We start from the raw sequence: 13,635 nt of genomic DNA on the forward strand, positions 1-13,635 counted from the left end.
CGCCATACCCGACTTTTTTGCTTTGTTACTGATGTTTTTTGCTATTAACTATCTATCTCTTATGTTTTTTTCTTATATTTGCATAGTATAAGGTATATACCAATTTGTAAAGAACAAAACATAACGAGTTATGAAAAGAACGATAATTGCCACATTCATAGCCATGCTGCTGTTGCCGATGGCAGCAATGGCAGACTCATACACATCGCTTTGGAAGAAATACGACGGCGCGGTGAGGAAGGACCATCCGCAGACGGTGCTGAAAGTGCTTGCGCAGATAAGCGGCAAGGCGGAGAAGGAGCGTGCCTACGGACATCTGCTCAAGGCGCAGGTGGCGCAGCTCGACTGGCTGTCGCAGCTCTCAAGAGACTCTATTCCGGTGGTTGCCGAACGTCTGAAGAGCTGTGGCGATGCTGCCGAGCGTAAGGGCGACCTTGTGCTGGCTGCCGTTTATCAGTCGGTGATGGGCAAGATGTACACCCAGTATCGCTACGCTTTCGACGACGCAAAGGAGCTTGGTGCCGAGTGCTTCCGCCGCTCTATGGAGCATCCCGAGGCGTTGGCTGCGGCTTACTGCACCAGCTATGTGCCGTTCGTCGAGGACGGTGTCGACTCGAAATACTACTACGACGACATGCTCCACATCATCGGCATCGCTGCCGGCGACTACCGCGGTATGCACGACTACTACGCTGCGCACGGCAAGCGCGAGGGAGCCTGTCTCACCGCTCTGCAGATGGTGAAGCAGAAGCACCGCAACGCCCAAGGCACACGCGTGAAGAAGTCGAAGTACATCATGTCGCTCGACTCGCTCATCAACGAGTACAGCGACCTCGTGGTGTGTGGCGAGGTGGCAATAGCTCGCTACGAGTTCATGAAGAACGCCGAGGATGTGACAGCCGAGGAGAAGAACAACTTCATCAACTACGCCCTTACCAAGTGGGGAGCATGGACACGCATGAACATACTGCGCAATGCTCAGCGCAGGCTGACACTGCCGTCCGTTCACGCTATGCTTGACGACGAGATAGCTCTGCCGGGCGTTACACGCAAGGTGATTGTCATGGGGGTAAACAACGTGGGCGAGCTGCGCCTTACGGCAAGCCGACTGGACATCACCGATGCTGATATGTACAACCTCAACAGCGATAAGGACTATGCCCGTTTGCGCCGTCATATCGTAGCCGGTGAGACACCTTCTACAGACGTGCGCCGATACGTCGGACTGCCGGCTTACAAGACCGTGAGCGACACGCTTGAGATTTCCGGACTGCGTTCGGGCTTCTATCTCGTAGAGCTTTCTACCGACAATGTCAACGTTCCGGTTGAACGCTGCCTGCTGCGCGTTTGCAATATCTATCCGCTCATAGAGGCTATGCCCGGCAACCGCTACCGCGTCGCAGTGGTCAACGCCACAACGGGCGAAGCAGTGCCTGGCGCAAAGGTCTCGATGAAATTTGCGAAGGACACAGCCAAGGACATACAGCTTGAGTCGCACTACGAGTGCGACACCAACGGCGAGGTGATTATCGACTTCGGCGACCGCGAGCCAGAGTCTTACTCAATATCCACTGCCGATGAGCCTGCCTTCCCCGTAACGCCTATCAACGACAGATTCTATTATCGTAAATGGAGAAGCGAGAGGGTAACTACAGCAACCGTCATCTACACCGACCGCAGTATCTATCGCCCTGGTCAGACCGTGCACGTAGCAGCAATCGCTTATAAGTATTACGGCGACAGTCAGCGTGGCGAGGTGCAGAAGCAGCAGACCATGTCACTCTGCCTATGCGATGCCAACGATGAAGAGGTGGCTACGACTACTGTCACGACCGACGAGTACGGCATGGCAGCTGCCGACTTCACCTTGCCACAGGTCGGAAAAACCGGAACCTATACGTTGTATAGCGATTGCGGCGATAGAGCGTACTGCGATTTCACCGTCGAAGAGTATAAGCGCCCGAAGTTCAGCGTGGAGATACAACAGCCTACTGTTCGCTATGCTGCCGGCGACACTGTGCGCCTTGCTGCCACGGCAAAGAGTTTTGCCGGTGTGCCTGTGCAGGGAGCGAAGGTGAGAGTGGAGGTAAAGCGCCTCTCGTCACGCTTCTGGCGTTGCAGGACTTATACCGATATGCCCAACGATAATGAGGCGACTACTATTTATACCGACACCTTACAGACCGCGGGCGACGGAGCGTTCACGGTGAATGTGCCTATAATAATGCCCGAACAGTACGATGAGTCGGTAAAGCGATACTTCAATTTCTTCGTTACGGCTTACGTCACAGATGTCTCGGGCGAGACACAGAGAGCAGAACTGTCGCTCCCATATAGCGACCGCCCCACATTGCTCACCTGCGACGTACCCGAACAGACACTCGCCGACGACCTGCGTACCATAAAGTTCACGTATCTCAACAACGCCGGCGAACCTATTGACGGCGACGTGACCTATTATATCGACAACGACCGCTACACATGCAAGGCTAACACCGAGGTAGCGTTTGACGGAAAGTCGCTCGCGTCGATGCGCCACCGCCTTGTGGCTTACTGTGGAACGGACACCCTGACGCAGTCGTTCGTCACCTTCACGCTGCAAGACCGCCGTGCGCCGATAGAGACACACGACTGGTTCTACGTGTCAGCGCGACAGTTCAAGAGCAAGTCGGCTCCTGTCTTCGTGCAGCTCGGTTCGAGCGACAGCATACAGCACGTTGTCTACACGCTCATTGCCGGCGATAAGATTATAGAGAACGGCAGAGCCGACTTGCGCAACGAGGTGCGCACTCGTGCGATAACATATAAAGAGGAGTGGGGCGACGGCATTACTCTCTCCGTAGCGTGGGTGAAGAACGGCAAGGCATATCTGCATACGGAGCGCATAGAGCGTCCGCAGCCCGACACACACCTCAACATCAAGTGGACAACCTTCCGCGACCGACTCGTGCCAGGACAACGTGAGACCTGGACACTGAACATTACCAACCCCGACGGTACACCGGCAAAGGCGCAACTTATGGCTACGCTCTACGACAAGTCGCTCGATCAGTTGAGGCAGCATAGCTTTAAGTTGGGTCTGCCTACGTACAACTATGTGCCATGGCTTTCCTGGAAGGCATACCGCTGCACCAAACTGCTCTTGTATAGCGAGATGCCGATGAAGTTCTTGTACGAACCGTCGATAGACTTCAGCCATTTCTACGACGTTGCGCGCTACATCGGAGTGGAAGAGTTGTGCTGTGTCACACGCTCCGACAACGCGAAGATGTATTCAAAGGCTGCCGTTTTGGAAAAAAGAGAGGCTTCTGATGCAGCAGAGGTAGGCGGTGAAGATACAAAGACAACCACTGCAGAGGTGCGTCAGAACTTCAGTGAGACGGCATTCTTCTTCCCCGGACTGCTTACCGACGACAAGGGCAACGTGCAACTGCAGTTCACACTGCCCGAGAGTGTCACCACATGGCAGTTACGCGCCCTCGCTCACGACGAGGCGATGAACAACGGCACAATCAGTGCTACGTCTGTAGCGAAGAAGACCGTTATGGTTCAGCCCAATATGCCGCGCTTCGTGCGTCAGGCAGACAAGGGTGTGCTCTCTACGCGCATCTTCAACACTTCCGAAAAGCAGGTCGGTGGCACGGTGCGCCTTGCGTTCCTCAACCCCGAAACCGAAAAGGAGGTATGGCATAAGGACGTGAAGTTCATGGTGGAGGCAGGCGGAACGTCAGTTGCCGACTTCGCTTTCGATATGTCGAAGATTGAGAACGACGGACTCCTTGTGTGCCGCGTGACGGCATCCGGTCGCGGATTTAGCGACGGCGAACAGCACTACTTGCCCGTTCTGCCCGACAAGGAGGTGGTTACAAACTCCCAGGCGTTCACCATGAACGAACCTGGGAAACTGAATATCGACCTCACAAAGCTCTTCACGGTGGCTGACAAGAACAACCGACTCACAGTAGAGTACACCAACTCGCCCGAGTGGCTGCTGATACAGGCACTGCCGTCGATGACCGCTGTTGAGGGCGACAACGCCATATCGTTGGTATCGTCGTATTTTGCCAATAGCATCAGTAACTTGTTGATGAATTCGTCGGACGCAATACGCAACATGGTCGAGCTTTGGAAAGAGGAGACAACGATTGGCGTAGATGAATTGCCGCTAAAGAGTAAGCTCGAGGGCAATGCCGAACTGAAGCAGACATTGCTCAGCGAGACACCATGGGTGATGGATGCTACACGCGAGACGGAGCAGAAACTGCGACTGATGGACTACTTCGATCCGGCTATAACGTATCTGCGACTCTACGACGACTTCTCGCGACTCTCTAAACTGCAGAACACCGATGGTTCGTTCTCGTGGTGGCAGGGCATGACTGGCTCGCCATACATGACGCAGAGCGTGCTCACAACGCTTGCGCGACTCGATAAGATGATGGGCGTGCAACCAGAGGTGAAGAGCATGATGGATGCTGCCTTCCGCTTCATGGACAAGCATATAGCACAGGAGGTGAAGGCGATGAAGGCAAGCAAGGACGTAAAGAACCTGCGTCCGAGCGAATTGGCTGTGGAGTATCTCTATGCTACGATTCTCGCAAAGCGCGAGCTCAAGGGCATGGTGAAGGACAACGCCAATTATCTCTTGAGGCTGCTCGCTCGGCAGACAGCGCAGTTTTCCATATACGGAAAGAGTGTGGCAGCCGTGGTGCTTGCCGGCAACAACTACCGTGCTGAGGCTGCCGACATGGTGCAGAGCGTAAAGGAATATACTGTATATAAGGAGCCAATGGGACGCTACTTCGACACACCGAAGGCACTCTACTCATGGTTCGACTACCGCATTCCGTCGCAGGTGGCTGCTATAGAGGCGTTGCAATCGGTTGCTCCGAACGATGTGCAGACCGTGAACGAGATGAAGCAATGGCTGCTGCAGTCGAAGCGTACACAGGCTTGGGACACACCTATCAACTCTGTGAATGCTGTCTATGCGTTCTTCGGTGGCGATTGCTCGTCGCTCGCTGCCAACAAGCCGATGGCTGTGCTGAAGCTCAACGGTCAGAAACTCGACATGCCGAAGGCTACGGCTGGTTTAGGCTATGTGAAGACCTCCAAGAGTGGCGACCGTATGAAGACGTTGAGCGTGGAGAAGCAGACAGAAGGCACGTCGTGGGGCGCAGTATATGCCCAGTTTGAGCAGCCTACAGCCGCTGTAGCTGACGCTGCGGAGGGCATGAGCGTAGTGCGCGAGGTGCTGAAGAATGGCAAGAAGATAAGTGCAGACGGCGCAACTCTCGCCGTTGGCGACCGCATAACGGTGCGCATCACCATAAAGGCGGAACGCGACTACGACTTCGTGCAGCTCGTCGACCGCCGTGCTGCCTGTCTGGAGCCGCTTGGTCAGCTCTCGGGCTACAACGGAGCCTACTACTGTGCGCCTAAGGACAACACCACGAACTACTATTTCGACCGCCTCTCGAAGGGAAAGCACGTCGTAGAGACCGAGTACTACGTAGATCGTAAGGGCGTTTATCAGACAGGCACGTGCGCAGTACAGTGTGCCTACAGTCCGGAGTTCGCAGCACGCACTAAGGCTATCGTGCTGAGTGTGAAGCGGTAGTTCTTAGTAGTTAAGGAGTTAAGAAGTTAAGGAGTTAAGGAGTTAAGGAAAGTAGTTAAGAAGTTAAGGAGTTGTCGCGCCCTACGGTCGCTAAGGAGTTAAGCCATTAGTTTTGCTTGATTTACAGCATTACAAGCATTTGGCTTAACTTCTTAACTTCTTAACTCCTTAACTCCTAAGAACTCCGTTTGCGAAACTTAAAAAAATACATATACATATGAAGAAGATATTTATTAGTGTCGCACTTTTGACGATGCCGCTCTTCGGAGCAATGGCGCAGAACATAGTGGCGACAAACGAGATAATCGACTGCGGACAGGTGATGTATCAATCGCCTGCCACCGCCGATTTTGAAGTGAGAAACAAGTCGAACAAGCCGGTCCGTATCATCGATGTGCGCACCAGTTGTGGCTGCACCAGTGTGGCATATCCGAAGGACAGAATAGAAGCAGGCGACAAGTTCATGGTCAGCGTCACTTACGATGCCGAGACAATGGGCCACTTCGACAAGTACGTCGGTATATATAGCGAGGGCGCAGACAAGCCGCTCGTGCTGCGCGTGCGTGGCAACGTGGTGCGCGAGATGGTCGACTATGGTGGCAACTACAACTTCATGCTGGGCAATATCAAGTCCGACTGCAACGACGTGGAGTTCGACGACGTGAACCGTGGCGACTGTCCGCAGAAGAAGATACACATCTTCAACGCAACGAGCACAACGGTGCAACCCGTGGTGATGCACCTTCCGCAGTATCTCACAGCAGATGTGTCACCCTCGAAGATTGCATCCGGTCATAGCGGCATTATCACTATGACACTCGACTCGCGCAAGCTCGGCGATATGGGACTGACGCAGACTTCGGTGTTCCTCGGTGCGTTCCCGGGCGACAAGGTGAACCGCGAGAAGGAGATAAGCGTCTCGGCAGTGCTTCTGCCCAAGTTCGACAACCTCACAGCGCAGCAGCTGGCCAATGCACCGAAACTCTACCTATCCACCGTAGAGCTTAACCTCGGCAAGTTCGACACGAAGAAGAAACTGAAAGGCGAGGTGGTAATACGCAACGACGGCAAGTCGGAACTGAAGATAAAGAGTCTGCAGATGTTCACCGTGGGCTTGCAGGTGTCGCTCAACAAGCAGACGCTGCAGCCAGGTGAGTCGGCTAAGCTGAAGGTGACTGCGGAGAAGAAGTTGTTGAAGACCGCACGCTCTAAACCACGTGTACTGATGATAACCAATGACCCCGACCAACCGAAGACAACCATTAAAATTGTAGCAGAATAGGCTCTGTACACGTTACTATAATAAGAAAGGTATTACGATCGTAATTGTAGCAGAATGAATTTAACAATAGAGATAGACGAGGGTAGCGGCTTCTGCTTCGGAGTCACTACCGCCATAAAGAAGGCGGAGGAGGAGCTTGCCAAGGGTAATGCACTCTACTGTCTGGGCGACATCGTACACAACGGCATGGAGGTAGAGCGACTGCACGAGCAAGGACTCGTCACCATTAATCACGACGACCTACGCCAGCTGCACGACGTGAAGGTGCTGCTGCGTGCGCATGGCGAGCCGCCGGAGACCTATGCCTTAGCGCAGCAAAACAACATAGAGATAATAGATGCCACATGCCCCGTGGTGTTGGCACTGCAGCGGCGCATCAAGCGCCAGTACGACGCGGCACCCGATGCGCAGATCGTCATCTTCGGCAAGCGCGGACATGCCGAGGTGCTCGGTTTGGTGGGGCAGACTGCGGGCAAGGCTATCGTGGTGGAGAAGGTGGAGGACGTGGAGCGCCTCGACTTCTCGCGCGACATCTACTTGTATTCGCAGACCACGAAGTCGCTCGACGGCTTCCATCGCGTCATCGACTACATACAACAGCACATTGAGGAGGGTGCCACGTTCCGCAGCTTCGACACTATCTGCCGACAGGTGGCTAACCGTATGCCGAACATCGCAGCCTTCGCCTCGCGCCACGACCTCGTTCTGTTCGTATCGGGACGCAAGAGCAGCAATGGCAAGGTGCTCTTCAACGAGTGTCGCAGCGTGAATGTGCGTAGCTATCAGATAGAAAGTGCCGACGAGATAGACATGGCATGGTTCACCGACGATGTGCACACGGTGGGCATCTGCGGTGCTACAAGCACTCCGAAGTGGCTCATGGAGCAGTGTAAGGAGCGCATCGCGCAGTATAAATAGACTGCCTCTCCGATGCGCACTGACCGTTGCGGATGTCTGCGCCGACCGATGCGGATGTCTGCGCCGACCGACGCGGATGTCTGCGTCGACCGATGCGGATGTCTGCGCCGACCGACGCGGATGTCTGCGCCGATCGATGCGGATGATAGAAATTGAGGTATAAGAATTATTGCTGTCCGCTAAAACTTTTCAAATAAAATAAATTAGGGCTGACACTTCTCACGAAGTATCAGCCCTTTTAGTTACATTTGTTTCTTGTAAATATTAATTCAAGTAACCATGAACAAAGGTACACATTTTAACGGACAGCCGATGTATGGGCAGCAATAGTTTTTTTAATGCAATTAACGTCTTTTATGTATAATGATTGGCTATATTAGAAAGAGTGTTGTATTTTTGCAAATAAACCGTTGCAGTTCGTTCTTATGGAACGCAAGATGAATGTCGGTCCTCAGGCAGGAAAGACCGTGCAGGTTGCTCACCCTCGCGCAAGTACTTCACGCTGACCGACGTTACCTACGAACAGACGACCGCCAAGCCCAAGAAAGGCAAGACCGAACCAACGCCAAAACTCAATGGAGGCGGTAGTTCAAGCGGTGACGACGGTCTTTAAATCAAGTTTTCGGAGTGATTGCCTCTTTCGGTATTCGCTCCGTGCCAATATTACATTAAAACTATAAACCCTAATAAAAAGAGGAATTATGAAACAGACAATTAAACCCATTGGGCAGGAAATCAATACTTTAGGTAAGGTGATTAACAACAAGGAACTTATGCTTGTACACCTGCATCTGAAAAGCGGAGAACAAATACCCTCACACGACCATAAAGGACAGGAAGTATTCTTCACTATTGTGGCAGGAACTGTGGAGGTTGTTCTTGACGATACCGAGATACATCGTATCAGCACAGGCACCGTTCTACATTTCCCCGGCGAAGCTCATGTAGGCGTAAATGCCATAGAAGAGAGTGATTTTTTCGTTTACCTCATCAACAGACAATAACGTTATGGATATGAAAAAACACCTGCCGAGTGCAGACCTTGAGAAACTCGGTAAAATACTCGAGATTAAAGAGGCATACCAACGAGGAGATATTTCATTGGAAGAGGGTAGAACCCGAATAAGAGAGCAAATAGGGGAAATCCGCCCTTATGAAATTGCATTGGCAGAACAGGAACTCAAAACCATAGAAGAGAACGAGTGCCGCAAGGAGGATATTCAAAAAATGATTGAGCTGTTTGATGAAGTGATGGACACCAATCGCCCAAATCTTCCTCTCAACCACCCTATCATGTGCTACTACAGAGAGAACGATGAAATGCGTCGCCACATGCTCGCCATAGAAGACCTTGTACAATATCCGATTATCAAGAATCAGTGGCTCGAATTGTACGACCAAATAGCGGCTTTTCGTACTCACCTTTCGCGTAAGCAGAACCAGCTCTACTCCATACTCGAACAGAAAGGATTTGACCGCCCCACGACTACGATGTGGCTGCTCGACGACTTTGTGCGAGACGAAATACGCGATGCTAAAAAACTTATTGAGGAAGACAAAGAAGAGGAATTTTTGGCGATGCAGTCTACCATTGTGGCAGATGTGCTGGATCTTTTACAGAAAGAAGAATCTGTACTCTACCCAACTGCTTTGGCAATGATTACTCCAGAAGAATTCGAACAGATGCGTTCGGGAGATTACGAAATTGGCTTTGCATGGATTGATGTAGAAGGATTCCAAAATACAGACAAAACAGAAACCCAGCCCACAACAGTCCCTGACGGTTTCGCCTCAGAACTATCTGCGCTTCTTAGTAAATATGGGCTGGGAGGAGGCGATACAGACCGAGTTTTCGACGTTACAACAGGCAAACTCTCCCTCGAACAAATCAACCTCATTTACAAGCATCTTCCTGTAGATATATCTTATGTAGATGAAAACGAACTCGTTCGCTTCTATTCAGATACCAACCACCGCATCTTCCCACGCAGCAAGAATGTTATCGGACGTGATGTGAAAAACTGCCACCCACGCACCAGTGTTCACCTCGTTGAGGAAATTATTGCCAAATTCCGCTCGGGAGAGCAAGATAGCGTAGATTTTTGGATTAACAAACCAGGTGTGTTCATCTATATTTATTATGTAGCCGTGCGTGATGCAGAAGGACGATTCAGAGGCGTACTCGAAATGATGCAAGATTGTAGTCGCATTCGTGAGCTTCAAGGTTCACGCACGCTGCTGACATGGTCAAATGACACACAAGGGGTAAAATCAATGGAGGATCAAAATTCTACTTCAGATGATACACCTGCTACAAAAGGAAACTCGGCAATAGAACTCTCTGCCAACACTCGCTTACAGGATTTGTTCAAAATTTACCCACAGTTACGGAAAGATTTGCCAAGCATGAATTCTGCTTTCAAAATGCTCAATTCGCCTCTTGCACGCATCATCATTCCTAAAGCAACTATTGCCATGATGAGCGAGCGCAGTGGCATTTCCCTTGATGACATACTTTTAATATTAAAAAAACTTATTGCTAAATATCAGAGAGAAAAATAAAATTCTTGTTTCCGAATAACAGAAAATAAGAGAGTGCAGATTGCAAACTGCCCCCTCGTTTTTCATTTCAGAGCCGTCTCAACTCACTGTCAAAAGTAACGAGGTGTTTTTCATTGGGGGGGCTTTGCTCCTTTCTTTGTCCGCCTGATGCTCACGAAAGAAAGGAGCGGTCGGCAGATTTGCCGACCGCTTTACTCTGTCTGTTCTTCTTGAACCGTTATCGGGTGAGCCTTGTTATCACTGAAATAATAAAGCAAAAGTTGTAATTTATAAAAACATCAATGAAAAATAGAGAATGCCCTTATTGTCATAAAAAGGTATCCTTAAGAAAATGCCTAAAGTATATAATAAAAGGAACAAAGTATTCTACCACTTGTAACCATTGTGGGCAACAATTATGGTTGGAAAAGGAACCGCTACCTTTTATGTATAGTGTTTCTGCAGGTTTTTTTATAATGTACTTGCCTATGCAATTTTTTCTCTATTATTGTAATCTGGGTTTTATTGATTCTGTTCTGTATTGCCTACCTATTGCTGTTGTTGCAGAGGCGATTTGTTCGATAGTGGTATTGTCTAAAATATATTTTAGGAAGTAAGTGCTAACCATAATTTAGTTGATTGCAAGTTGTACTGGATAGCAATAATAAGAAATATGTAGGGTTTCAAGTATAATAAAAAAGTCCGACAAGTGGATTGATCTTGTCGGACTTTTTGTATGTTATAAAAATGTATTCGTTAGAACTTCGCCATCTTGATAGCATCAATAGCGCATTCGTCGCCCTTGTTGCCATACTTGCCACCGCAGCGGTCGAGTGCCTGCTGCAGGTCGTTGGTGGTGAGCAAGCCGTAGATGATAGGTATCTCGCTTGTGGTGTTGAGGCGTGCGATGCCTGCCGTTACGCCCTGACAGATGTAGTCGAAGTGAGGAGTCTCACCGCGTATCACGCTTCCGAGGATTATCACGGCGTCGTAGCCTCCGTGGAGCACCATCTGGTGAGCACCGTAGATAAGCTCGAAGCTTCCCGGAACGGTCTTGATGTGTATGTTCTCGGGCAGAGCGCCGTGCTTCTCGAGAGTCTTTACGGCTCCGTCGAGCAGTGCGCCCGTTATCTCCTCGTTCCATTCAGCCACCACAATGCCGAAGCACATGTTACTTGCGTCGGGGATGGTGGTGATGTCGTACTGTGAGAGGTTATGGAGTGATGTAGCCATATTTGGTTATTCGATTACTCTGAAACGCGCTCGATGTACTTGTCGATCTCTGAGCTCTGTACCAAAGAAGAGTTTACGTACTTCTTCTTGATGTCCTGATAGAGCTTCAGAGCTTCGTCTTTCTTGTTCTGGCTTTCGAGAAGCTTGCCTGCCTGAAGGAGGAATGTAGGCGATATGCTGTTGTTTACGTCGTCAGCCTTGCTGTCTGCCATGTCGGCAGCCTTCTTCAGTGTGCTGATAGCCTTGTCTACGTTGCCTGTCTGTGCGTAAGCGTTAGCGAGAGCAGCTGTAGCGGTCGGGCTTACCATAGCGTCGCCCTTTGTAGAGAACTTCTCAAGGTATGTAACAGCCTCTGTGTACTTGCCGAGGTTGAAGTAGCTCAGACCTGCATAGAGGTTAGCGAGGTTGCCAGCGTCGGTGCTGCTGTAGTCGCTTGCGATCTTCACGAAGCCTACATAGCCTGCACCATCGCCGTTGAGAGCCTTGTCAAACTGCTCAGCGTTGAAGTACTGCTCGCCCTTTGCGATAGCTGTGCTTGCCTTGTCCTCACGCGGACCTGCTACGTAAGCGTTGTAAAGGATAGCACCTGCTACGACGAGGAGGATAGCTACCACACCGATGATTATCTGCTTTTTGAACTTCAAGAAGAAATCTTCTTTGTTGTTGGTGCTCTCTACGTGTGAGTTTGCACCAAAATCAATTTTGTTTGTCATTTGTTATTTTGTTTTTTTATTTTATCGGTTTATAGTTTGCAATGCAACACATTGCGAGGAGCAAAATTACTGATTTTATCTCATATATTGAAATTTATTCTGCCTTTTTTTCTTTTTTCAATAATAAATGGGGTAACTTTGCAGTAATACAACGTGTTGTTTCTATTTATAATGGCGACCCACGGTGGGTCTACAGGGTATATAATTACATGATATTACGCAATTTATCCATACTCAATTTCAAGAATATCGGTGAGGCTTCGCTTGAGTTCTCACCCAAACTCAACTGTTTTCTCGGTAGCAATGGCGAGGGCAAGACCAACTTGCTCGATGCTATCTATTACCTGTCGTTCTGTCGCAGTGCGTTCAATCCAATCGACTCGCAGATAATAAAGCACGATGCCGACTTCCTCATGCTTGACGCTGCGTATGCTACTGATGAGGATGAACCTGTGGCAGTGTACTGTGGCATGAAGCGTGGACAGAAGAAACAGCTGAAGCGCGACAAAAAGGCGTACAAGCGTCTTTCGCAGCATATCGGATTGATTCCGCTCATCTTCGTCTCGCCTGCAGACCAAACGCTCATCGCTGGTGGTAGTGAGGAGCGCCGCCGACTGATGGATATCGTGATATCGCAGTATGACAACACGTACATCGATGCTCTTAATAGCTACACGAAGGCACTTCAGCAGCGCAACGCTTTACTGAAGATGGAGCAGGAACCTGATGTTGCGCTGCTTGATATCTGGGAGCAGGAGATGGCACGACACGGTGAGACTATATTCCGTGCGCGTGAGGACTTCGTGGAGCGACTCGTGCCCGTGTTCCAACGCATATATCAGCACGTGTCGGATTGTAAAGAAATGGTATCGCTAAGGTATGTATCGCACGCGCAGCGTGGACCGCTATTGGACGTTATTCAGCGCGACAGGTTCAAAGACAGAGCTGTGGGCTACTCGCTGCATGGCGTGCATCGCGACGATTTGGAGATGATGCTCGGCGATTATCAGATGAAGCGCGAGGGCTCGCAGGGGCAGACAAAGACATTCGTGCTGGCACTGAAACTCGCGCAGTTCGATTTCCTGCGTCGCACAGCATCGCAGACTACACCGTTACTACTGCTTGACGATATCTTCGACAAGCTCGACTCGCATCGTGTGGAGCAGATTGTGAAGTTGGTGTCGGGCGACGGTTTCGGACAGATATTCATCACCGACACCAACCGCGAACACCTTGACCGCATACTCGATAGTGTAAGTTACGACTATCGCCTGTTCGACGTGAAGGGCGGTGAGATAGTTCCTCATCAACCGACTAATAAATAAAGT

9 protein-coding genes are annotated in these 13,635 nt (G+C 50.4%); 7 read left to right on the forward strand and 2 right to left on the reverse strand.

What is annotated here, in order from left to right; genetic code table 11:
- Positions 1–130 precede the first annotated feature (130 nt).
- The 6 genes from HMPREF0673_RS04460 (at position 131) to HMPREF0673_RS04480 (ending at position 10,382) form a co-directional block, all read left to right on the forward strand.
- Complete coding sequence (locus tag HMPREF0673_RS04460) at positions 131–5,620, forward strand: alpha-2-macroglobulin family protein (RefSeq protein ID WP_007898605.1); 5,490 nt, start codon at positions 131–133, stop codon at positions 5,618–5,620.
- Between the two features lie 217 nt (positions 5,621–5,837).
- Complete coding sequence (locus HMPREF0673_RS04465) at positions 5,838–6,902, forward strand: DUF1573 domain-containing protein (RefSeq protein WP_007898607.1); 1,065 nt, start codon at positions 5,838–5,840, stop codon at positions 6,900–6,902.
- Between the two features lie 54 nt (positions 6,903–6,956).
- Positions 6,957–7,820 (forward strand): 4-hydroxy-3-methylbut-2-enyl diphosphate reductase, encoded by an 864-nt coding sequence (locus tag HMPREF0673_RS04470; protein ID WP_007898609.1) that lies wholly within the window; start codon positions 6,957–6,959, stop codon positions 7,818–7,820.
- Between the two features lie 12 nt (positions 7,821–7,832).
- The gene (locus HMPREF0673_RS14140) at positions 7,833–7,976 is read left to right on the forward strand and encodes a hypothetical protein (protein ID WP_157591631.1); all 144 of its coding nucleotides are present in this window, start codon (positions 7,833–7,835) and stop codon (positions 7,974–7,976) included.
- A gap of 545 nt (positions 7,977–8,521) precedes the next feature.
- Positions 8,522–8,824 (forward strand): cupin domain-containing protein, encoded by a 303-nt coding sequence (locus HMPREF0673_RS04475; protein WP_007898611.1) that lies wholly within the window; start codon positions 8,522–8,524, stop codon positions 8,822–8,824.
- 4 nt (positions 8,825–8,828) lie between these two features.
- Entirely contained in the window at positions 8,829–10,382 is a 1,554-nt protein-coding gene (locus tag HMPREF0673_RS04480; protein WP_007898612.1) for a DUF438 domain-containing protein, read from the forward strand.
- A 735-nt stretch (positions 10,383–11,117) separates the two neighbouring features.
- On the opposite strand, the gene ribH is transcribed toward HMPREF0673_RS04480, so the two are convergent.
- On the reverse strand, positions 11,118–11,594 hold the full coding sequence (gene ribH, locus HMPREF0673_RS04485; RefSeq protein WP_007898616.1) for a 6,7-dimethyl-8-ribityllumazine synthase: 477 nt from the start codon (positions 11,592–11,594) through the stop codon (positions 11,118–11,120).
- Positions 11,595–11,608: 14 nt separating this feature from the next.
- Positions 11,609–12,307, reverse strand: coding sequence for a tetratricopeptide repeat protein (locus HMPREF0673_RS04490; protein WP_007898619.1), 699 nt, complete (start codon positions 12,305–12,307; stop codon positions 11,609–11,611).
- 209 nt (positions 12,308–12,516) lie between these two features.
- Here HMPREF0673_RS04490 and recF point away from each other — a divergent pair, with 209 nt between their 5' ends.
- The gene (recF, locus tag HMPREF0673_RS04495) at positions 12,517–13,632 is read left to right on the forward strand and encodes a DNA replication/repair protein RecF (protein WP_040596410.1); all 1,116 of its coding nucleotides are present in this window, start codon (positions 12,517–12,519) and stop codon (positions 13,630–13,632) included.
- Positions 13,633–13,635: the final 3 nt, after the last annotated feature.

Origin of the sequence: Leyella stercorea DSM 18206 (assembly GCF_000235885.1) — a bacterium.
Lineage (GTDB): Bacteria > Bacteroidota > Bacteroidia > Bacteroidales > Bacteroidaceae > Prevotella > Prevotella stercorea.